This window comes from Actinoplanes sp. NPDC049598, assembly GCF_040675435.1.
Taxonomy (GTDB): Bacteria; Actinomycetota; Actinomycetes; order Mycobacteriales; family Micromonosporaceae; genus Actinoplanes.
The window spans coordinates 43,097-63,796 of sequence record NZ_JBFAOX010000032.1 but is presented as its reverse complement, the minus strand read 5'-3'; the positions used below and the strand labels follow the sequence as shown (position 1 = coordinate 63,796).

The following is a 20,700-nucleotide window of genomic DNA, read 5'->3' as shown; positions in this document are numbered from 1 at the left end:
TCACGTCCTCCTCGTCTCCCCTGCCCCTTCGGCGAGGATCACCTGATCCTGAGCCTTATCCCGGCGGGCCAGCGTCACTCCGGCGCTGGCCAGCGTGACCAGCACCAACGCTACGATCTCGGCGCCACCGAGCCGTTGACCGAGGATGATAAGCCCGGCCACGGCCGCCGCGGCAGGCTCCAGGCTCATCAGGATCCCGAAGACCCGGGTGGGGATGTGGCGGAGGGCGTGGATCTCCAGGCCATAGGACAGTACGGATGAGAGCAGCGCCACGGCCGCCGCGGCGATCAGCAGCGACGGGTGACCGGCGACCTCCCCCACCGCCCCACCGCCGAACGGCAGCGCGATCAGCGCCGCGACCGACAACGACACGGTCAGCCCGCCCGCACCGGGGACAAGGCCGCCGAGCCGGGCACTTCCGACGATGTACGCGGCCCAGAACAGCCCGGCCAGGAAGGCGAGCAGCAATCCCGTGACGGGCGCGCTGCCCCCGCTGTCGAAGCCGAGCAGGAGCACGCCGCCAGCCGCCATCAGCGCCCACAGCAGGTCGAGCAGCCGCCGGGTCTGCACGAGCGCCAGCAGCAGCGGCCCCAGGAACTCGACGGTCACCGCGATGCCCAGCGGCACCGTACGGATCGACTGGTAGAAGATCAGGTTCATCCCGGCCATGACCACGCCGAGCAGGGCCGCGGCCAGCCAGGCCGACCGGTTCCAGGACCGCAGCCGGGGCCGGGTGATCGCCGCGAACATCACCGCGGCCAGGGCCAGGCGCAGGAACGTCACCCCGTTCGCACCGAGCTCGTCGAACAGCCCGTGCGCGATCGAGCTGCCCACCTGCACCGAGGCGATCGCCGTGACGACGAGCAGGGGCGCCGGGGGTTCACGTCTCATGACGGCCAGCCTGGCCGACCGGGGCGGGCGCCCGCCTATTCTGTGCGCAACGCAACAACCGGGTCGAGCCGCCCGGCCCGCTGCGCCGGCACCACCCCGAAGATGATCCCCACCGCCGCCGACACCCCGAACGCCAGCGCCAGCGACCACCAGGTGATCGCCGCCGGCACCGGCGACAGCCGATCCACGATGAGGGCGGCGGAGATTCCCAGGGCCATGCCCAGTACGCCGCCGAGCGTGGTCAGAAGCACGGCCTCGAGCAGGAACTGCACGCCGATGTCGCGTGGCCGGGCCCCGACCGCTTTCCGTAGGCCGATCTCCTTGGTCCGCTCCCGCACCGAGACCAGCATGATGTTGGAGACGCCGACGCCTCCCACCAGCAGGCTGATCCCCGCGATGGCTGCGAGCACGCCGGTCAGCACGCCCAGGATGTCCCCGAGCACCCCGAGGATCTGCTCCTGGGTGACCGCGCTGAAGTCCGTGTCCGGGTGCCGTTCGGTCAGCGCCGCGACCACCGCCGCCCCCAGCGCGTTGATCCGCTCCCGGTCCGGCGCCCGGATGGCCAGCCCGTCGATCCGGTCCGTGCCGAGCAGCCGCTGCGCCGCGGTCACCGGCACGTGGACCTCGCTGTCCCGGTCGACCCCGAGGCTCTGCCCGAGCCGCTCGAACGTGCCGATCACCCGGAACCGCACCCCGCCGATCGTCACCTGCCGCCCGATCGGATCCCGGTCACCGAACAAGGCCGACGCCACTCCGGCCCCGAGCACCGCCACCCGCCGCCCGGTCGTCACATCCGTACGCGTCAGGTAGGACCCCCGGTCCAGCTTGCGCACGAACACGCTCGGCGTGGTCTCGAGCACCCCCTGCATGCTGGCGTAGGCCGACTGGGACCCGGCCCGGACCGTCTCTCCCGAGCTGATCGTGACCGCCACCCGATCCCGGTCCCCCACCACCCGCGTGACGGCCTCCACGTCATCCATGGTCATCGTCGACGCGGTCGGCGCCGCCCCCGCCTCGAGCCGTCCCGGCACGACGAGGAGCAGATTCGACCCGAGCCCTTCGACTTGCTGCTCGATCTGCCGCTTGGTCCCCGTCCCGATGGCCACCAGCGCCACCACCGCCGCCACCCCGATGACCACCCCGAGCATGGTCAGCACGCTGCGCAGCCGATTGGCCCTCAGCGCATCGATGGCAACCCGCCACGCCTCCGCCAGCCTCATCCGGTCGCCGCTTCCGACACGATCAGGCCGTCGCGCATGACGATCTGGCGGTGGGCCCGGGCGGCGACGTCGCGGTCGTGGGTGACCAGGACCACGGCTACGCCGTCGGCGTTGAGGGACTCCAGCAGGGCCAGCACGGACTGGCCGGTGGTGGAGTCGAGGTTGCCGGTGGGCTCGTCGGCCAGCAGGACCGACGGGCCGGTGACCAGGGCGCGGGCGATCGCCACGCGCTGCTGTTCGCCGCCGGACATCTGGTTGGGACGGTGGTCGAGCCGATGGCCGAGACCGACCCGTTCGAGCATCTCGGCCGCCCGGGCCCGGCGTTCGCGGCGGCCGACACCGCGGTAGACCAGCGGCAGCGCCACGTTGTCGCGGGCCGTGGTCCGCGCGAGCAGGTGGAAGGACTGGAAGACGAAGCCGATCGTCTCGTTCCGCAGCCGGGCCATCTCGGCCGGCCCGAGCGTCGACACGTCCCGCCCGCCGATCAGCAGCGTGCCGCCGCTGGGCCGGTCGAGCCCGCCGAGCAGGTGCATCAGCGTCGACTTGCCCGACCCCGATGTCCCCACGATCGCCACGTAGTCGGTCGCCGACACCACCAGCGACACGCCACGCAGCGCCGGCACGGACACCCCGTCCAGCTCATAGGTCCGGCTCACGTTGTCGGCCACGATGGCGGCGTCACCGGGAGGCGTGGTCATGGGGCCTTGTCGCCGGGCTGGATCTCGTCGGCGCCGGAGACGGCGATGCGCTGGCCGGCGTCGAGGCCGTCGGTGATCTGGACGACGTCCTCGCCCTGGACGCCCAGGGTGACCGGCACGCGTTCGTAGCGGTCGCCGCGCACCGCCCACACCGTGTCCTTGCCGTCGACGGTGATGATCGCGGAGGCCGGCACGGTCACCGCGTCGTCGGCCTCGCGCACCTCCAGCCGGACCACCGCACTCATCCCCGGCCGCGGCGTCGGCGCCTTGCCGCCGTCAGGACTCGAGCCGTCGCTGAGGTCAAGCCTGACCTTGTACGAGACCCCGCCGCGGGCCGAGGCCGTCGGCAGCAGATCGATCGACCGCACCTTGGCCGCATACGAGGCGCCGGAAGCCGCATCCAGCTCCACGGTCGCCGCCGTTCCCGCCTTGACCAGCAGAACGTCCGTTTCGTCGACCTCGGCGGTCAGCCCGAGCCGGCTCACGTCGACCACCGTCAGCACAGGCGTCCCGGCGGCCACGAAAGCCCCTTGCGGCACGGCCTCATCAACGCCCGGCAGCGCGCCCCCGGCCGAGGAGGACGCAGCACCGCCGGCCCCCGCCGACAAAAGGTCGGTGAGGGACGAACTTCCTCCGCCGCTCATTCCGCCGAGTTGAACGATGCCGCTCACCGGAGCGCGCAACGTCAGCGCCTCCACCGCGGCATCGGCCAGTTCGTAAGCCTGCCGCGCCTGCAGCCGCTGCGCCGACGACAGCGAGTTGACCGCCTCCCCCAGCGACGCCACGCCGTCCTGCACCGAGCGCAGGGCCGCGTCAGCCGCCGCCGAGGCCACCTTGTACTGCCGGCGGGCCGAGTCGACCTGCTGCAGCAGCGTCTGGCGCAGGGCCGGATCCGTGATCTGCGTGGCCGCGGCCCGGGCTTCCTGGTACGCCTTCTCCGCGTTCGTGTCCGTCTGATGGCGTACGGCCAGGAACGCCGACGTGTCACCCACGGTGACCGAATCGCCGGAGCTCTGCTCGAGCGCTCGCTCCGCGGAGCGGCGCCGGGCTTCCAGCTCGGGCGAGTCGATCACCGCCACCACCTGGCCCTTGGTGACCCGCTGGCCCGCCTCGACGCGGAGCTCGCCCAGGGTGCCGGCGGCCGGCGCGTTGACCGTGGCCGCGGCCCGGGCGGTCACCGAGCCCGGCGCCTCGACGATCTCGGCCACCGTGCCGCGGGTGGCCTGGCCGAGGCCGACCCCGCTCTTGTCGTCGCCGCAGGAGGCGGCCGTGGAACTGACCAGGAAGATCATCGCAGCGGCGATCACCAGGGGGCGCGGTCGGGACACGCACGCCACTCTATGCCGAAGTGTGAGATGAACCGTCCGGGCCGCCGGATCCGTAAAGAAGGAGGCGGCATCGACCGACGAATCAGGAGTGGGAATGATTAGCGCCGACGAGCTGACCGTCGTGCATCACGATGACACGGTCAGCCGGTTCACGGATGTGCGGTACATGCTGAACCGCGACGGCCTGCGGCTGGTCACGGCGGGCGGCGTCGAGCGGCATTTCGCCAGCAACGAGGTGCTGACCACGCACGTGCGCCGGCGGGCCGCCTGAGCGACCCGCCGGGCACGTGGGTCAGGTGGTGCGACCGCCGAACGTCTTGACGGTCATACCGATCTTGCCGATGCTGTAGTACGCCTTGGCGTCGACCGGCAGCAGGTTGACGCAGCCGTGCGAGCCACGCCACTTGTCGTGGATGTACGTGGTGGTCTGGTGGAAGCCCATCCCACCCTTGAAGCGCTGCCAGTAGGGGAGCCAGACGTCGTACGGGTCCGACCACTCCTTGACGGTGCGCTTGTTGATCTTGAAGGTGCCGGCCGGCGTGCGGTAGCCCTTCATGCCGGAGCGGACGACGGTGAACGGCGTGACGCGCTTGCCGTTCTTCATCACCCACGCGGTCTGCCTGGTCAGGTTGACGCAGAACGTGACCCCGGTCTTGGCGGCCTTGCAGTCGGCGACCTTGGTGCCCGCCAGACGCATGACCACGTCGTACGTGGTCGGGCCGGCGAGACCCTGGGCCGGCTGAATGCCGTACCGCTTCTGGAATTTCTTGATGTTGGCGCAATCGGTCGCCGACTGCTTGCCGTCGACCGACATCTTGCCGAAGCCACCGAGCTTGTTGAGCAGGATCTCGGTCTGCTTCTGATACTTACCCGTCGCGCAGCCAGCGGCTGCGGCCTTGGTCACGACGACCGCGGCCGCGGGCTTGCTGACCGCGGCGCCGGCCCCGGCCGGTGTCAGCGCCACGGCGCCGAGACCCCCGCCGACCAGGACCGCGATCGCGGTCCCGGTGAGGCGGGCGGCCACCCGTCTCACTCCCAATGTGGTTCCTCCCCAGGAAATGTGTTCGCATATCGAAGCACAGACGTGCGACACAAAGATCCCGGGGAAGCACCGTGGCACTAAACCGGTATTGAGTTAGGCCTACAAAAAGGACATTCGCCCTATTCCCGGGGGGTGGCGAAGTCCTGGACCCAGTACGTGGTGTGCTCGCGGTCCAGCGCGAGGCCGAGGCCCATCTCGTGCAGCCGGCAGTCGAGGATGTTCCGGCGGTGCACCGGGCTGTGCATCCAGCCGTCGACGACCTCCCACGGGCTGTCGGCGCCGCGGGCGATGTTCTCGCTGTACCGCTTCCAGTCGTAACCGGTGCGGCTCACCCGGTCGCCGGCGCTGTCGCCGTTGGGCGAGTCGTGCTCGAAGTAGTCCCGGCGGGCCATGTCGGCCGCGTGCCGGTTGGCCGCCTCGATCAGGCGCCGGTCCAGCCCCAGCGGCCCGCAGCCACCCTTGCGCCGGTTCTGGTTGACCAGGATCAACACCCTTTGCTGTACGGGTGCCGACGGGCTGGCCGACACGTCGGCCGCGGTGACGCTCCGCCGCGCGAGGTCGGTCACGCTCGCCGCGCGGGGTGCCGCGGCCGGCCGCTGGACCTGTTGCCGCTGAGCCTGCTGCCGCTGGACCTGCTGCCGCTGGGCCTGCTGCTGCCGCTCCCGCGCCTCCTGCTCGTCCTGCTGCCGCTGCTGGGCCTGCTGCCGTTGGATCTGTTGCTGCATCTGCTGCCGTTGAGCCTGCCGCCGCGCCTGGTCCTCATCGGGCTGGTCCTCATCGGCCTGGGGAGCGGCGAAGCCGGGCGCCTCGTCGTCCGGATTGTCGTAATCATCGATCGAGTTGTCGTCGTCGCCTACGGTCGAGCGGTCGTCGTAGCCGGAGTCGTCCGGCTCCTCGTCACCATCTGAATAGGACGATCCCCCGCCGCCGAAGAACGGCCAGTCGGCGAAGGCGAAACCGCCCCACCCCTGCGTGTCCGGCCTCTCGTCGGCATCCGCGGAGGTTGCCGCGACACCGCCCGCGAGCAACAGTGCCGACGCCGCCGCGCAGACGACCACTACAGGTTTCCGCATGCCCCGTAATCTCCATCGATCTCCGGGCGCCCGGCCTTCTCCGGTGCGCCGTACGCGGGGGATCAACGGCACGACCCGGCCCCGGTCACTGATCGATCAAGCCGGCCGTTACGCCACGGGATCGGCGGCGATGCCTCCGATCCGCAGCACTAGCAGGAGAAATACCTCGCTGGAGGGCAGCACGGGTGTCGCACAACCGCACAGACAAACCGGACAGTTCATTCGTACGGGGTAAGCCCACGGGGTCGTCTTGGCAACCGGCCGGACGGTCCCGCCACAGTGGCCGAACTGGCAAGGTCGTCGCGGTGCGCAACCGATACCTGGATCTTCTCCGCGCCGCCGCAATCGTCCGGGTGATCGTGTACCACCTGTACGGCTGGCCGTGGCTGTCCATCCTGCTCCCCGCCATGGGCGTCATGTTCGCGCTGGCCGGCTCGCTGACCGCCGCCTCCCTGGAGAAGCGCGCGGCGGCCAAGGTGGTCAGCTCACGGCTGCGGCGCCTGCTTCCCCCGCTGTGGCTGCTGGGCCTGCTGGCCGTGCCGGTCATGCTGGTGACCGGGTGGGCCTCGGAGAGCGACGGCGAGCACCCGTTCAGCATCCCGGGCCTGCTCTTCTGGCTGTTCCCGATCGGCGACCCGCCCGGCAGCGACCAGGCCCTCGACGCCTGGGAGCCGCTCTGGTACATCCGGGCCTACCTGTGGTTCGTGCTGCTCTCGCCGGTGCTGTGGCTGCTCTACCGCAAGGTGGGCTGGGTCGCGGTGGCGCTGCCGCTGGCCGTCATGGCGGTGCTGGACGTCACCGGCTTCACCCTGCCCGACACCGCCGACGCCGCCCTGTGGGACTTCGTGACGTACGGGGCGTGCTGGGTCGCCGGCTTCGCTCACCACGACGGCCGCCTGGCGCGGGTCAAGCCGTGGATCGCCGGCCCGGTCGCGCTCGCGATGGCGGCCGGGGCGTACTACTTCATGCGCGACGAGGGCACGTACGACCTGAACGACATCTCCGAGTCGCAGGCGCTGTGGTCGCTGGCCTTCGTGCTGATCGTGCTGCGCTGGCAGCCGTCGATGGGCTGGCTGGCCCGGGTCAAGCCACTGGACAGCACGGTCACTCTGATCAACAACCGGGCCGTGACCATCTACCTCTGGCACAACATCGCGATCGCCGCGGTCTGGCCGGTGCTGACCTTCCTGGCGCTGGACGACCTGGGTGACAGCATGGGCCACGCGGGCGACCTGATCCTGGCCTTCCTGCTGACCATCCTGGCCGTGCTGGCCTTCGGCTGGGTCGAGGACCTGGCGGCTAAGCGCCGCCCCCGCCTGTGGCCCGCGAGCTCGCGAAAGAAGCCCGAGCCCGCCGAGCCTGCGCCCGCTGCTGGGCCGGAGCCGGTCGAGCCACAGCCGCAGGGGGCCTCGCGCGCGGCCCGGGTCAGCGGGACGGCCTCGGCGATGGCCAACCTGGGCGACGCCAAGCGCCAGCAGACGGCCGCCGCGGCCATGCACCGCCTGCCCGCCAACTGGCCGCCCATCCCCCGCACCGAGCCCGAGACGGCCCCGATACCCCGCGCCGAGCCGGAGACGGCTCCGATCTCCCGGGCCGGGCCGGAGACCGAGACCGCGGTCCAGAATCCCGGACTGCCCATCGCGGGCCGGCGACCGGGCGGCGGCCCGGAGGACAAACCCGTGCTCCCGGCCGGCTGGGGCGCTTCCCAGGAGGCCCGGCAGTCCGGCCCGGACGACCCGACGGAGTGGTTCAAGGGCGGCCGCGCCCGGGACTGACCCGAGGAATTCTCGGAAACGACCGATGAATCCCCACTAATCTGACGGAATGCGGCAGTACGGACATGCGCCGGTGCTCTCGGCGGACGAGGGCACCGGAGTCTCGGCCCTCGTCTTCCGGGCCGGGTCGCTGCTGTGCGCCCTGCGGCTGGACGAGGTCATCGAGACCATGCGGCCGCTGGAGACCCGGCCGCTGGCCGGGACGCCGGCCTTCGTCCGCGGCATCAGCGTGCTGCGCGGCGTGCCCACCCCCGTCATCGACGTGTCGCGGCTGTTGGGCGGCGGGTCAGCCGAGGCCGAGCGCTACATCGCGGTGCGCACCGACCGGGGCGCGGTCGCGTTCGGCACCGGGGCCGTGCTCGGCGTGCGCAACGTCGAGGCCGAGCCCTCGGGCGGGCATCCAGCGCTGCTCGGCGGGGGCAACAGCCGGCTCGTGGCCGGGGTCGGCACGTTCGGCGCCGAGCCCCTGCTGCTGCTGCAGAGCATGCGGGCCGTGCCGGACGACGTCTGGGAAGCCGCCGCGGCCGCGGGTGGGACGCCGTGATCGGCCCGCGGCAGGTCACCCGCTTCCGTGACGAGTTGGCCCGCCGGCTCGGCTGGACCTTCGCCGACAACGACTTCGGGCAGCTGGCCGGGATGCTGCGCGAGCGGGCCGGCGCGCGCGCCCTGAGCGCGGACGCCTACCTGGACCGGCTCGGCGCGCGGCCCTGGCCCGAGGAGCTGACCGTGCTCGTCGAGCGGCTCAGCATCACCGAGACGTACTTCTTCCGGCACGGCGAGCAGTTCCGGGCGCTGCGCGAGGAGGCGCTGCCCGAGCGGGTGGCGGCCCGGCAGGCGCAGCGGGTGCTGAAGATGCTGTCGGTGGCCTGCTCCTCCGGTGAGGAGGCGTACTCGCTGGCCATCACCGCGCGCACGGTCGAGCCCGGCTCGGAGTGGATCATCGACGTGACCGGCGTCGACGCCAATCCGGCAGTGCTGGCCAAGGCCGAGGCGGCCCGGTACTCGGCGTGGTCGCTGCGGGAGACGCCGGACGAGCTCCGCCGCCGCTGGTTCCAGCCGGACGGGGGCGGTTTCCGGGTGGCCGACGAGGCGCGGCGGCTCGTGCGGTTCCAGCGGCACAACGTGGCCGAGCCCGACCCGAGGCTGTGGCGCGAGGGCCAGTACGACGTGATCTTCTGCCGCAACCTGCTGATGTACCTGACCCCGGAGGTGGCATCGGCCCTCATCGGGCGGATGACCACGGCGCTGGCCCCGGGCGGCTTCCTCTTCCTGGGTCACACCGACTCGCTCGGCACCGGGGCCGACGGCCTCGACCTGCGCCAGAGCCACCATGCCTTCTACTACTGCAAGACCGACAAATCGGCGGCCGGCGTGGTCGCGCCCCAGCCGCCGGTGGTGGAAACCCCCAGCGAGCCTAGCCAACCGGACCTCGACGCCACCTACCACCGGGCGCTGTCCCTGCTGCGGGAGGAGCGCTTCGCCGAGGCCCTCGCGCTGATCGACGGCCAGGACGAGACCCTGTTGCACGGCGTCCTGCTGGCCCAGGCCGGCCGTTTGGGCGAGGCGATCATGCTGGCCCGCCGGCTGATCGAGGCCAACGGTCTCGACCCGGATGCCCACCAGCTGCTCGGCGTCTGCCTCGAGGGTGGCTCGGCCGTGGCCGAGGCGATCAGCCAGTACCGCCTCGCCGCCTACCTCGACCCGGGCTTCGCGCTGCCCCGCATGCGGCTGGGCCAGCTGGCCCGGCGCGGTGGCGACGACCGGACCGCCGCGGGTGAGCTGGAACGCGCCCTCGACCTGCTCACGCGGGAGAAGGAGGAGCGGATCACGCTGTTCGGCGGCGGTTTCGGGCGGCTCGCGCTGACCGTGCAGTGCCGGTCGGAGCTGGACGCGTGCGGGGTGCGGCGATGAGCACCGTGGTGAGCCGCCTGGCCGAGCTGCGCGAGGACTTCGACCGCTCGTTCGCCGACCCGGTCCGTAGCCACGACAACGAGCACGTGGAGCTGCTGTCGATCCGGGCCGGGGGCCGCCCGTACGCCATCCGCCTCTCGCAGACCTCCGGTCTGCACCCGGACCGGCCGGTCACGCCGCTGCCCGGCCCCCAGCCGGCCCTGCTGGGCCTGGTGGGCTTCGCCGGTCAGGTGGTGCCGGTCTACGACCTGGCCGCGATCCTGGGGCATCCGGTCGCCGAGCGGCCGCGGTGGCTGGTGCTGGCCGGCGGCAGCCCGCCCCTGGGCCTGGCCTTCCACGAGCTCGACGGGCACGTGCGGGTGGCCAATGCCGACATCGTCCAGGAGGGCGGCGACAGCGGGGCCGCCGGCAGCATCCGCGGCATGGTCGCGCTGCCCGGAGGTGTCCGGCCGATCGTGGACGTCTTCGCCACCCGGACCACCGTGCACGCGCTCACCGGGCACGCCCAAGACACCGACGAGGAGGCCGCACGATGATGGCCGGACGCACCTTCGGCACCAAACTGGCGGCCGGCTTCGGCCTGACGCTGGCCCTGACCCTGCTGATGAGCCTGACCTCGGTCGCGGCGCTGCGCTACGTGCTGCACACCAAGGACGCGGTGATCGAGTCGGCCCGGGTCAACCTGGTCGGCGCCGAGTCCCTCAGCGCGCTCATGGAGTCACGGATCGGCGATTACCGCGGCTACCTGCTGACCGGCACCGACGAATACCTGAACGCGACGAACACGGACCGCGCCAAGTTCCTGGCCCAGCTCGACTCGCTGCGCGGCACGATCGAGAACCCGACCTCGAAGGAGCTGCTCGAGCAGATCTCCGCGGCGGAGGCGACCCACGCGGGCATCGTGTCCGGGTTGATGGCCCAGCGCGCCAAGATCAACGACCTCCGGAGCGTCGCCCAGCTCACCGGCAGCGACCAGGTCAAGACCGCCCGGCTCGCCGTGCAGAAGGCGATCGCCGACCTGATCACCCAGGTGCAGGCCACGGTCAACGCGAAGAGTGACGACTCGTCGACCCGGGCCATGTGGGCGATGACCTTCATCATCGTGATCGGCGTCTTCCTCATCGCCTGCGCGGCCGGTGTCGCCTGGAAGCTCAGCCGCGACCTCAAGCGCGAGGTGGGCGCCGCGGTCGGGCACATCCAGAGCTCATCGGCCCAGCTCGAGGCGGCCGCGGCCCAGCAGGCGGCGGGCGGGCGCGACCAGGCCAGCGCGATGAGCGAGATCACCACGACGATCAGCGAGCTGCTGATCACCTCCCGGCAGATCTCCGAGAGCGCCCAGCGGGTCTCCAAGGTGGCCGAGGAGACGGCCGAGGCCGCCCGCACCGGCGACGCCACCATCGACCAGACCCGGGCCTCGATCGCCGCCATCCGCACCCAGGTCGACCAGATCGTGCAGCACATGCTGGCCCTGGGCGAGAAGTCGCAGCAGATCGGCGGCGTGGTCGACCTGGTCTCGGAGCTGGCCGAGCAGACCAACATCCTGGCCATCAACGCCACCATCGAGGCCAGCGGGGCCGGCGAGTGGGGCCGCCGGTTCGCGGTGGTGGCCGAGGAGATCCGCAAGCTGGCCGACCGGACCGCGGCCAGCGCCAAGGAGATCCGGGCGCTGATCGACGACGTCCGGGGCGCGGTCAACACGACCGTGATGGCGACCGAGATCGGCGCCAAGGCCGTCGACTCCGGCTCGCGGCAGTTCGACGACGCCACCAGCTCGTTCCGCCGGATCGTGGGCCTGGTCTCCACCACCAGCGACGCCACCCGCGAGATCGAGCTGTCGACCAAGCAGCAGACCACCGCGGTCGAGCAGGTCAACGTGGCCGCCTCGGACACCGCCCGGGTCACCCGCGAGACCGAGGCCAGCGCGGTGCAGACCAAGCAGACCGCGGCCCACCTCACCACGCTCTCCAGCGAGCTGCTCGACCTGGTCGGCACCGGACGGCACTGATGGCCGACCGCGATCCGCTGCGCTATTTCCGGATCGAGGCCGCCGAGCTGGTCGACCAGATCAGCGCGGGCGTCCTCGATCTGGACCAGCAGCCCGGCACCGAGGTGGTGGCCCGGCTGCTGCGATACGCGCACACCCTCAAGGGCGCGGCCCGGGTGGTCAAGCAGCCGGCCATCGCGGAGCAGGCGCACGCCTTCGAGGAGGTGCTCGTCCCGCACCGCGACGACGGCGGGGCCCTGCCGGCCGATCAGATGCGCGAGCTGCTGCGCCTCAACGACGCGATCGCGAGCCAGGTCGCCGCGCTGTCCCAAGATCAAGATCAAAAACCCGAGATCGAGGAGGCCGTACGCGTCGCGGAACCCGAACCCGCCGCTCCCCGGGCCGCCCCGGCCGCGCCGCCCCCGCAGTCCCCGTCCACCCCCACCGCGGCCGGTCCCGACTCGGCCGGCGCCCCGGAGCGGGCCGCCACGGCCGACCTGGACGAGTTGCTCGACGCGATCGGCGAGGCCAACTCCCGCATCGCCCCGCTGCGCGACGGCAGCCGCATCCTGGCCGGCATCCACCGCCGCGTCGAGACCCTGGGCGACCGCCTGCGCACCGGCCGGGCCAGCGGCTCGGACACCGTCACCCGCAGCCACGTGCAGCGCCTGGCGGGCGATCTGGGCGCGCTCGGCCGCCGCCTGATCGACGCCGTCGACCAGGTCGAACGCGAGCTCGACGAGGTGCGGGGCCGGGCCGAGGGCCTGCGCCTGGTGCCGGCCGGCACCATCTTCACCGCCCTGCGCCGGGCCGTGCGCGACGCCGCCGACGCCGAGGGCAAGCGGGTGCGCTTCCAGGCCGACGGGGCCGACGTGCGGATGGGCCCGCAGCTGCTCAACCAGGTCAACGGGGCCTTCCTGCACGTCGTGCGCAACGCCGTGGTGCACGGCATCGAGCCCGAGGACCAGCGGCGGGCCCTCGGCAAACCGGCCGAGGGCTCGGTCACCGTGCACGTCGAGCGGCGCGGCCGCTGGGCCGAGTTCCGCTGCACCGACGACGGCCGGGGCTTCGACCTGGACGCGCTGCGCCGCACCGCCCTCGAGCGCGGTCTGCTCTCCCCCGGCGCCGACCCCGACCCGCGCACCCTGATGGACCTCGTCCTGCATGGCGGCATCAGCACCTCGCCCGCGGTCACCGACGTGGCCGGCCGGGGCATCGGCATGGACGTGGCCCGCGACGTGGCCGACCAGCTCGGCGGCAGCGTCACCATCGACAACCGGCCCGGGCTGGGCGCGACCGTGCAGCTGGTCGTGCCGCTCACCCTGCTCAGCATGAACGGCCTGCTGGTCGAGGCGGGCGAGCACACCGTGACCATGCCGCTGGACGCGGTGCGCCGCTGCGTGCGGCTCTCGGCCGAGGAGATCACCGCCGCCATGGACACCGGCCGGCTGGCCCACGAGGGCCGGGTCGTGCCGTTCCTGCCGCTGTGCCGGGCCCTGCGCCAGGACGCCGAGCTCACCGGCACCGGCGTGGCCATCGTGCTCAGCGCCGACGGCGACACCGCGGCCATCGGCGTCGACCGGCTGGCCGGCACGACCACGCTGGTCGCCCGGCCGCTGCCCGACCTCGCCCCGGCCGCCCCGGTGATCGGCAGCGTCTCGATCGACCTGGACGGCAACCCGCGCCTGGTGCTCGACCCGCACGGCCTGGTCGCCCAGGCCCGCCAGATCGGCCCGGCCACCGGCGGCGGGCCGGGCGACACGAACGGCCGCAAGCTGCCGATCCTCGTCGTCGACGACTCGCTGACCACCCGCATGCTCGAGCGCAGCATCCTCGAGTCGGCCGGCTACGAGGTCGACCTGGCCGCCTCGGGTGAGGAGGGCCTGGAGCGGGCCCGCTCGCGCGAGTACGGGCTGATCCTGTCCGACATCGACATGCCCGGCATCGACGGGTTCACCTTCGTCGCCGAGACCCGGGCCGACGCCACCCTGGCCCACGTGCCGGCCATCCTGGTCAGCTCGCGGGCGAGTGCCGAGGACCGCCGCCGGGGGGCCGAGGCCGGCGCGTCGGCCTACGTGGTCAAGGGCGAGTTCAACCAGGAAGAGCTCCTGTCGCACATCCGGAGGCTGATCCTGCGATGATCCGTGTCCTGCTCGTGGAGGATTCCGCGACCATGCGCCACCATCTGCGCGAGTCGCTCGCCGCCGACCCGGAGCTGCGGATCGTGGGCGAGGCGACCGACGGCGGCGACGCCGTGGAGATGGTCACCCGGCTGCGCCCCGACGTGGTCACCATGGACATGATGCTGCCGACGATGAGCGGCCTGGTCGCCACCGAGCACATCATGGCCGAGCACCCGACGCCGATCCTGGTCGTCTCCTCGGCCGACCGGCAGGAGCTGTTCAGCACCTACAACGCGCTGGCGGCGGGGGCGGTCGACGTGCTCGAGAAACCCCGCGGCGACGCCAGCGACGCCGACTGGGGCCGGCGGTTGTGCCAGACGGTACGGATCGTCTCCCGCATCCGGGTGATCACCCACCCCCGCGCCCGCCTGGACGGCCGCCCCAAGTCCGGCCCGCCGCGCGAGATCACGCCACCGGCGCCGCTGCGGGCCACCGAGATGATCCAGGCGGTCGCCCTGGGCGCCTCCACCGGCGGGCCGGGCGCGCTGACCGAGCTGCTGCGGGCGCTGCCCGCCGCGTTCCAGCCGCCGGTGCTGTGCGTGCAGCACATCGCGGCCAGCGAGCCGTTCGCCGTCGCCTTCTCCGACTGGCTGGCCGGGCAGACCGGGCGCGACGTCAGCTACGCCCGCGACGGCACACCGGTCGCCGCCGTCACCGGCCGGGTCGTACTGGCCCCGCCCGACCGTCACCTGCTCGTCCGCGACGGCCTCCTGCGGCTCAGCGACGCCCCGCCCCGGCACTCCTGCCGCCCGTCGGTCGACGTGCTCTTCGAGTCGGTGGCGGCCGAGTTCGGCTCGGCCGCGGCCGGCTGCCTGCTGACCGGGATGGGCCGCGACGGCGCCGACGGCCTGCTGCGGATGCACAACCGGGGCGCGGTCACCTTCGCCCAGGACGAGGCGAGCTGCGTGGTGTACGGGATGCCGCGCGAGGCCGCCCTGCTCGGCGCGGCCGGCTTCATCCTGCCCCCGGCCCGGATAGCCGCCCGGCTGGCCGAGCTGCAGCCCGCCCGGAGCCGGCGATGACCCGCCAGGTGCTGATCGTCGACGACAGCCTGACCGTGCGGATGGACCTGCACGACGCGTTCAACGCGGACGGGTTCGCCACCATCCTGTGCGCCACCGGGGCCGAGGCCCGCACCGCCTTCGCCGCGGCCGAGTTCGACGTGGCCGTGCTCGACGTGATGCTGCCCGACGCCGACGGCCTGGAGCTGCTGACCGAGCTGCGCGGCCGGCCCGAGCGCGCGGGCGTGATCACCGTGCTGCTCTCCAGCGAGGACGAGGTGGCCGACCGGCTGGCCGGGCTGCGTACCGGGGCCGACGAGTACGTCGGCAAGCCGTACGACGCCGGCTACGTCGTGGCCCGCACCCGTCAGCTGCTCGGCGACGGCCCGGCCCGGGCCGACGACCGGACCACGATCCTGGTCATCGACGACAGCATGACCTTCCGCGAGCAGCTGCGCGAGCTGCTCGAGGGCGAGGGCTACGCCGTGCTGACCGCACCCAGCGGCGAGGAGGGCCTGCGCACGGCGGCCGACCGGCGCCCGCAGGCGATCATCGTGGACGGCGTCATGCCGGGCATCGACGGGGCCACCGTGATCCGCCGGGTCCGGCTCGACCCGGCGCTGCGTGACATCCCGTGCATCCTGATGACCGCGGCCGACGACTACGCGACCGAGCTGCAGATGCTCGACGCCGGGGCCGACGCGTTCGTCCGCAAGCAGCAGAACCTGGCCATCGTGCCGGCCAAGCTCAACGCGGTGCTGCGGCAGAGCGCCGAACAGCTGCCGATCGAGGTCACCGGCAGCCTGCACGGCCCGAGCAAGGTGCTCGCGCTGACTCCGGACAAACAGCGGCTCACCGACCTGGCCCACGCGCTGCGGGCCGACGGGTACGACGTGGTGCCGGTCGCGGTCACCGACGACGCCCTGGACCTGCTGGCCGAGCAGCCGGTCGACTGCATCGTGCTCGGCCTGGGCCTGTCCGGGGATCTGGGCCGCGACGCCTGCCGGCGGATCAAGGAGGTGCCGGTCATCGGCGAGACGCCGGTCGTGATGACCGGGGCCGGCGACGACGACATGCTCGCCTGCCTGGCCGCCGGGGCCGACGACTACGTCCCCGGCGAGTCGGGGGCGGAGGCGCTGCGGGCCCACGTCCGTACGCAGATCCGCCGCAAGCAGTCGCACGACGAGAGCCGCCGCATCCGCGAGGAGCTGATGCGCCGCGAGCTCGACGCGGCCGAGGAGCGCTCGGCCCGGCAGCTCGCCGAGACCCGGGCCGCGCTGGTCGAGGAGCTGGAGTGGCGCAACCGGGAGCTGGAGGCGTTCTCCGGCTCGGTCTCGCACGACCTGCGCGGGCCGCTGCAGGTGATCAGCAGCTTCGCCGAGCACATGCTCGACGACGAGGACGACCCGCTCAGCGACGAGGCGCGGCGGCGGCTGGGCCGCATCCAGGCCGCCGCGCTGCGGATGGCCGACCTGGTCGAGTCGCTGCTGATCCTGGCCCGGGCCAGCCGCGGCGACCTGCGCCGGGAGAAGTTCGACCTGACCGCCACCACCTGGTCGGTGATCGGCGAGGTGGAGGCCCGCGAGCCGGGCCGCCAGGTCGGCTTCACCGTGCACGACGGCATGACCGCCGACGCCGACGAGGGCCTGGTCCGGGTCATCCTGGAGAACCTGATCAACAACGCGGTCAAGTTCACCCGCAAGGTCGAGCTCCCGGCGATCGAGATCGGCTCCACGCCGCAGGGTTTCTTCGTACGCGACAACGGCGCCGGCTTCCCGGCCGGCAAGGCCGGTGAGCTGTTCCGCCCGTTCGCCCGCCTGCACAAGGCCGAGGACTTCCCCGGCACCGGCATCGGCCTGACCACGGTGCACCGCGCGGTCGAGCGCCACGGCGGCGAGATCTGGGCCGAGGGCGAGGACGGCCGCGGGGCCACGTTCTGGTTCACCCTGCCGTCGGCCGACCCGCCTGCGGAGGAGCGCCGGACGCAGGCCCGGCGGCACGGTTGACGGCCACCTCGTCCATGTGGGCCTCGGCCCAGCGCTTCAGCCCTCGGACCGTCTCGTGCAGAGAAAGGCCCAGCTCGGTCAGCTCGTAGGTGACCGTGACCGGCACCGTCGGGGTCACGGTCCGGCTGACCAGCCCGTCGGTCTCGAGCGAGCGCAGGGTCTGGGTCAGCATCTTCTGGCTGACCCCGGCCAGCAGCCGGGCCAGCTCCGAGTAGCGCATCGGTCGCGGCTCGCCCGTGCACTCCGGCCCGCTGCCGAGCGCGCTCAGGATCAGCGTCACCCACTTGCCGGAGATGCGCTCGAGCAGCTTCTGGCTCGGGCAGACGGCCAGGAACGCGTTGTACTCGGCCTTGGCCGCGGCCCGTTTCTGCTCCGCCGTGGTGGTAGCCACCCGCCGCCCCCTTACGCACCTTCAGGTGCCTACTTCCCGATGGAGAGTTACCAGCTCACAGTAGAGAACATGTCAACCACTTCCCTCCCCGGCGGCACCTGGCCGCTGGGTGACCTGACCGTCACCCGCTTCGGCTACGGCGCCATGCAACTGGCCGGCCCGTGGGTCATGGGGCCGCCGGCCGACCACGCCGGCGCCCTGGCCGTCCTGCGCGAGGCTGTCGAGCTGGGTATCACCCACATCGACACCAGCGACGCGTACGGCCCGCACGTGACCAACCGGCTGATCCGCGAGGCGCTCCACCCGTACCCGGCGTCCCTGCACGTCGTGACCAAGGTCGGCGCCCGCCGCGACGACCGGGGCGGCTGGCCCACGGCCCGCGACCCGGAGAGCCTGCGCCGGCAGATCCACGAGAACCTGGACCACCTCGGCCTGGAGGTCCTCGACGTCGTCAACCTGCGGCTCGGCAACGCCGAGGGCCCCCAGCCGGGCCCGATCGCCGAGGCTTTCGAGACCCTGGCCGGCCTGCAGCGCCAGGGCCTGATCCGCCACCTCGGCGTCAGCAACGCCACCGCCGAGCAGGTGGCCGAGGCCCGCTCGATCGCGCCCATCGTCGGCGTCCAGAACATGTACAACCTGGCCCACCGGCACGACGACGAGCTGATCGACGAGCTCGCCGCCGCGGGGATCGCCTACGTGCCGTTCTTCCCGCTCGGCGGCTTCAGCCCGCTGCAGTCGGACGCGCTGTCGGCCGTGGCCACCCGGCTGGACGCCACCCCGATGTCGGTGGCGCTGGCCTGGCTGCTCCAGCGCTCCCCGAACATCCTGCTCATCCCCGGCACCTCGTCCGTCGCCCACCTGCGCGAGAACGCCGCCGGCGCCGGCCTCACCCTCTCCGCCGGCGACGTGGCCGAGCTCGACAAGATCGGCCGGTGACGCGTCCGCGCGGCCGCCTTCCTCAGCGGCCGCGCGGATTGCCAGGCGTCAGTTGACGTACGTCAGGCCGTCCGCGATGACCTGCGGGCGGCCGGCGGTGCCGGCGACCACCAGGGAGACCGTGTGGACCTTGGCCGGCAGGTTGCGGACGAACAGGGTCTGGCGGTACGCGGTGGTGGTGGCCTTGGTGTCGATGGTGGCCACCTTGACGCCGTCCACGTAGACGTAGGCGACGCCGGTCAGCTTGGTGCGGGCGAACGTGAGGGCGGCCGACCGCCCGTTGAACGTCCACGACAGCTTGGCGTTCTTGGCGCTCGCGGCCAGCGCCTTGCCACCCAGGTACGCCGTGCCGGCGCGGGCGCTCCAGGCCCCGGCCTTGCTGGCCGACGTCTCCGGGACCTGGGTGATCTTGCGGGCGGTGGCCGCGGCCCGGGCGTTGCCGCTCAGGTCGCGGGCGGTGATCTGGTAGGTCAGATTGGCGTTCGGCTTGACCGCCGTGTTCCACGACGTGGCCGTGGCCGCCAGCCCGGCCGAGCTCGGCGAGGTCGTCACGCCGACCTGCGAGAGCACCCGGACGTTGTCGGCCGAGCGCCAGGTGACGGTCACCGGCACCGAGGTCGCCGAGTACGTGCCGGTCCGCAGCACCACCGACGGCGCGGCCGGGAAACTCGGCAGGGAGACGTCGGAGAACACCTTCACCGGGGCGGTCTGCTCGTAGACGCCGTTGCTGGCGACGGCTCGCACCGCGACGGTGTGCGCGCCCGGGGTCAGGGCGACGCTCGCGCTGCGGGCGGCCGGGTCCACGTTCGAGACGACGGCGCCGTCGCGGACGAGGTAGTAGCGGCTGACGTTGCCGCCGGCGATGGTCCAGTTGACGGTCGCGGTGTTGCGGACGTACGTGACGCCGCCGGAGACGGTGCCGGTCACGTTCTTGACCGCGAGGCCGGGCGCCGAGGCCTTGCCGCGGATCGCGCTGAGCATCGGGTACATCACCTTGCCGGGGCACTCGGTCAGGTAGCCGGAGCTGGCGACGTCGGTCGACACCCGCTGACCGTCCTTGTGCCCGGAGATGCGGGGGAAGGTGACCTGGTCACCCTTCTTCCACATGTGGATGTCGGAGCCCTCGGTCATCTGCGCGGTCGTCGACGGGTCGAAGCCGTACGCGGTGAGCCGCGCCGCCGACACGGCGGCGATGGTCTTGATCGCGGCGTCGGTCGGCCGCAGCGACGTGTAGTCGCCGAGCAGCGCCACCCCGGCCGAGGCGGTGTTGAAACCGATGCTGTGGGCGCCGATCACGGCCTTGGTCCCGCTGCCTTTGCGGCCCTCGTAGAGGGTGCCGCACTTGTCGACGATGAAGTTGTAGCCGAGGTCGTCGAAGCCCTCCTTGATGTCGTTGGCCATGATGCCGCGGATCACCGAGGCCGACTCGGCGCAGGTGTAGGCGTTGCCGAAGCCGCTGTGGTGCACCCAGATCATCTTGACGCCGTCCGCCGCCACCTCGGCCGGCGCCTTGACCGACTTCTCGTCGGCGCCCCACTGGGCGCGGGTGATCATCGGCGGCAGGGCGGCCTTGGCGGTGACCTTCGTCCCGGCCTCGGGGGCCGGTGCGGACGGCTCGGCCAGCACGCCGCCACCGGCGCCGCCGGTCGGCGGGGCGTCCGGGTCGATCAGGTTGAGCCGCAGGCCGGCCGGCAGCCCGGTCGCGGTCGCGCCCTGGATGCGGGCGGCCACGCCGTCGGACGGCCCGGCCCACAGCGGCTCGGTGCGGCCGCGCACGCGGGCCTTCTCGGCCGGCAGGTCGGCCGCCTGCTCGGCCACCTCGAGAGACTGCCAGTCGGTCCACGCGCCGGTGGCGGCGCTGCGGGTGCGCACCTGCACGGTGCCCTTGGGCTCGGCCTTGGGGTCGGCCCAGCTGACGCTGAGCATGCTGAACTTCTGGGTCGGCTGCTCGGGCAGGTCGACGTGCCCGGCGGCGGACGCGGACAGCGCGACCTCCTTGATCACGGCCTTGACCGGCGCGTTGGGCAGCTTGGGCTTGGTCGGTTCGGGCTTGGCGGCCGCCGCGGCGGCCGCGGGCACGGCCGCGTCGGTCGCCGGGGCGGTCGCCGCCGGTGGGTCGAAGGCCAGCGGCGCCGGCTTGTCGTCCGGCCAGGTCAGGGCGGCCAGCCCGCCACCCGCGGCGAGCACCGCGACCGCGGCCCCGATCGAAATTGCCACCTTGCGTTCCACGCGATCCCCCGTCGATCTCGATAAACCGCGCG

The 20,700-nt window shown here is 72.6% G+C and carries 18 protein-coding genes; 10 read left to right on the top strand and 8 right to left on the bottom strand.

The annotated features are described in order from the left end of the window. Genes AB0J66_RS43085 through AB0J66_RS43070 form a run of 4 tightly spaced genes read right to left on the bottom strand, consistent with a single transcriptional unit; the run spans position 1 to position 4,137 of the window. Positions 1–891: an EamA family transporter gene (locus AB0J66_RS43085; protein ID WP_364673388.1), complete on the bottom strand. Its 891-nt coding sequence runs from the start codon at positions 889–891 to the stop codon at positions 1–3. A 35-nt stretch (positions 892–926) separates the two neighbouring features. After that, the gene (locus AB0J66_RS43080) at positions 927–2,111 is read right to left on the bottom strand and encodes an ABC transporter permease (RefSeq protein WP_364673386.1); all 1,185 of its coding nucleotides are present in this window, start codon (positions 2,109–2,111) and stop codon (positions 927–929) included. Beyond that, positions 2,108–2,809 carry an ABC transporter ATP-binding protein gene (locus tag AB0J66_RS43075; RefSeq protein WP_364673385.1) on the bottom strand — a complete coding sequence of 234 codons (702 nt, stop codon included), beginning with the start codon at positions 2,807–2,809 and terminating at the stop codon, positions 2,108–2,110. The genes AB0J66_RS43080 and AB0J66_RS43075 overlap by 4 nt, the downstream gene beginning before the upstream one ends. Beyond that, entirely contained in the window at positions 2,806–4,137 is a 1,332-nt protein-coding gene (locus AB0J66_RS43070) for an efflux RND transporter periplasmic adaptor subunit (protein WP_364673383.1), read from the bottom strand. Before AB0J66_RS43070 ends, AB0J66_RS43075 begins: the two co-directional genes overlap by 4 nt. Before the next feature lie 94 nt (positions 4,138–4,231). On the opposite strand from AB0J66_RS43070, the gene AB0J66_RS43065 reads away from it, so the two are divergent. Next, positions 4,232–4,408: a hypothetical protein gene (locus AB0J66_RS43065; protein WP_364673382.1), complete on the top strand. Its 177-nt coding sequence runs from the start codon at positions 4,232–4,234 to the stop codon at positions 4,406–4,408. A gap of 21 nt (positions 4,409–4,429) precedes the next feature. Here AB0J66_RS43065 and AB0J66_RS43060 read toward each other — a convergent pair whose 3' ends face one another. Next, positions 4,430–5,170 carry a L,D-transpeptidase family protein gene (locus AB0J66_RS43060; RefSeq protein WP_364673381.1) on the bottom strand — a complete coding sequence of 247 codons (741 nt, stop codon included), beginning with the start codon at positions 5,168–5,170 and terminating at the stop codon, positions 4,430–4,432. A gap of 128 nt (positions 5,171–5,298) precedes the next feature. Beyond that, on the bottom strand, positions 5,299–6,252 hold the full coding sequence (locus tag AB0J66_RS43055; protein WP_364673379.1) for a CAP domain-containing protein: 954 nt from the start codon (positions 6,250–6,252) through the stop codon (positions 5,299–5,301). Positions 6,253–6,557: 305 nt separating this feature from the next. Here AB0J66_RS43055 and AB0J66_RS43050 point away from each other — a divergent pair, with 305 nt between their 5' ends. Genes AB0J66_RS43050 through AB0J66_RS43015 form a run of 8 tightly spaced genes read left to right on the top strand, consistent with a single transcriptional unit; the run spans position 6,558 to position 17,112 of the window. Next, a complete protein-coding gene (locus AB0J66_RS43050) occupies positions 6,558–8,027 on the top strand; it encodes an acyltransferase family protein (protein WP_364673378.1) in 1,470 nt (489 codons plus the stop codon). 49 nt (positions 8,028–8,076) lie between these two features. Next, complete coding sequence (locus AB0J66_RS43045) at positions 8,077–8,571, top strand: chemotaxis protein CheW (protein ID WP_364673376.1); 495 nt, start codon at positions 8,077–8,079, stop codon at positions 8,569–8,571. Continuing rightward, positions 8,568–9,938: a CheR family methyltransferase gene (locus AB0J66_RS43040; RefSeq protein WP_364673374.1), complete on the top strand. Its 1,371-nt coding sequence runs from the start codon at positions 8,568–8,570 to the stop codon at positions 9,936–9,938. Before AB0J66_RS43045 ends, AB0J66_RS43040 begins: the two co-directional genes overlap by 4 nt. Further along, positions 9,935–10,474, top strand: coding sequence for a chemotaxis protein CheW (locus tag AB0J66_RS43035; protein ID WP_364673373.1), 540 nt, complete (start codon positions 9,935–9,937; stop codon positions 10,472–10,474). The genes AB0J66_RS43040 and AB0J66_RS43035 overlap by 4 nt, the downstream gene beginning before the upstream one ends. Continuing rightward, positions 10,471–11,943 carry a methyl-accepting chemotaxis protein gene (locus tag AB0J66_RS43030; RefSeq protein WP_364673371.1) on the top strand — a complete coding sequence of 491 codons (1,473 nt, stop codon included), beginning with the start codon at positions 10,471–10,473 and terminating at the stop codon, positions 11,941–11,943. Before AB0J66_RS43035 ends, AB0J66_RS43030 begins: the two co-directional genes overlap by 4 nt. Next, positions 11,943–14,063: a response regulator gene (locus AB0J66_RS43025; protein WP_364673370.1), complete on the top strand. Its 2,121-nt coding sequence runs from the start codon at positions 11,943–11,945 to the stop codon at positions 14,061–14,063. Before AB0J66_RS43030 ends, AB0J66_RS43025 begins: the two co-directional genes overlap by 1 nt. Beyond that, a complete protein-coding gene (gene cheB, locus AB0J66_RS43020) occupies positions 14,060–15,127 on the top strand; it encodes a chemotaxis-specific protein-glutamate methyltransferase CheB (protein WP_364673368.1) in 1,068 nt (355 codons plus the stop codon). Before AB0J66_RS43025 ends, cheB begins: the two co-directional genes overlap by 4 nt. After that, entirely contained in the window at positions 15,124–17,112 is a 1,989-nt protein-coding gene (locus AB0J66_RS43015) for a response regulator (protein ID WP_364673367.1), read from the top strand. Before cheB ends, AB0J66_RS43015 begins: the two co-directional genes overlap by 4 nt. Here AB0J66_RS43015 and AB0J66_RS43010 read toward each other — a convergent pair. Further along, positions 17,048–17,503, bottom strand: a complete 456-nt coding sequence (locus AB0J66_RS43010) for a helix-turn-helix domain-containing protein (protein ID WP_364673365.1) — start codon at positions 17,501–17,503, stop codon at positions 17,048–17,050. The genes AB0J66_RS43015 and AB0J66_RS43010 overlap by 65 nt on opposite strands. Positions 17,504–17,572: 69 nt before the next feature. Between AB0J66_RS43010 and AB0J66_RS43005 the strand changes: the two genes are divergently transcribed. Then, entirely contained in the window at positions 17,573–18,439 is an 867-nt protein-coding gene (locus AB0J66_RS43005; protein ID WP_364673363.1) for an aldo/keto reductase family oxidoreductase, read from the top strand. Between the two features lie 48 nt (positions 18,440–18,487). Here AB0J66_RS43005 and AB0J66_RS43000 read toward each other — a convergent pair whose 3' ends face one another. Beyond that, on the bottom strand, positions 18,488–20,656 hold the full coding sequence (locus AB0J66_RS43000; protein ID WP_364673362.1) for an N-acetylmuramoyl-L-alanine amidase: 2,169 nt from the start codon (positions 20,654–20,656) through the stop codon (positions 18,488–18,490). Positions 20,657–20,700: the final 44 nt, after the last annotated feature.

Excerpts from the sequence above, each read along its gene's own strand:
- AB0J66_RS43055 (WP_364673379.1), bottom strand. The coding sequence starts at position 6,252 with ATGCGGAAACCTGTAGTGGTCGTCTGCGCGGCGGCGTCGGCACTGTTG.
- AB0J66_RS43045 (WP_364673376.1), top strand. The coding sequence starts at position 8,077 with ATGCGGCAGTACGGACATGCGCCGGTGCTCTCGGCGGACGAGGGCACC.
- AB0J66_RS43035 (WP_364673373.1), top strand. The coding sequence starts at position 9,935 with ATGAGCACCGTGGTGAGCCGCCTGGCCGAGCTGCGCGAGGACTTCGAC.
- AB0J66_RS43080 (WP_364673386.1), bottom strand. The coding sequence starts at position 2,111 with ATGAGGCTGGCGGAGGCGTGGCGGGTTGCCATCGATGCGCTGAGGGCC.
- AB0J66_RS43005 (WP_364673363.1), top strand. The coding sequence starts at position 17,573 with ATGTCAACCACTTCCCTCCCCGGCGGCACCTGGCCGCTGGGTGACCTG.
- AB0J66_RS43015 (WP_364673367.1), top strand. The coding sequence starts at position 15,124 with ATGACCCGCCAGGTGCTGATCGTCGACGACAGCCTGACCGTGCGGATG.
- AB0J66_RS43030 (WP_364673371.1), top strand. The coding sequence starts at position 10,471 with ATGATGGCCGGACGCACCTTCGGCACCAAACTGGCGGCCGGCTTCGGC.
- AB0J66_RS43085 (WP_364673388.1), bottom strand. The coding sequence starts at position 891 with ATGAGACGTGAACCCCCGGCGCCCCTGCTCGTCGTCACGGCGATCGCC.
- AB0J66_RS43025 (WP_364673370.1), top strand. The coding sequence starts at position 11,943 with ATGGCCGACCGCGATCCGCTGCGCTATTTCCGGATCGAGGCCGCCGAG.
- AB0J66_RS43065 (WP_364673382.1), top strand. The coding sequence starts at position 4,232 with ATGATTAGCGCCGACGAGCTGACCGTCGTGCATCACGATGACACGGTC.
- cheB (WP_364673368.1), top strand. The coding sequence starts at position 14,060 with ATGATCCGTGTCCTGCTCGTGGAGGATTCCGCGACCATGCGCCACCAT.
- AB0J66_RS43075 (WP_364673385.1), bottom strand. The coding sequence starts at position 2,809 with ATGACCACGCCTCCCGGTGACGCCGCCATCGTGGCCGACAACGTGAGC.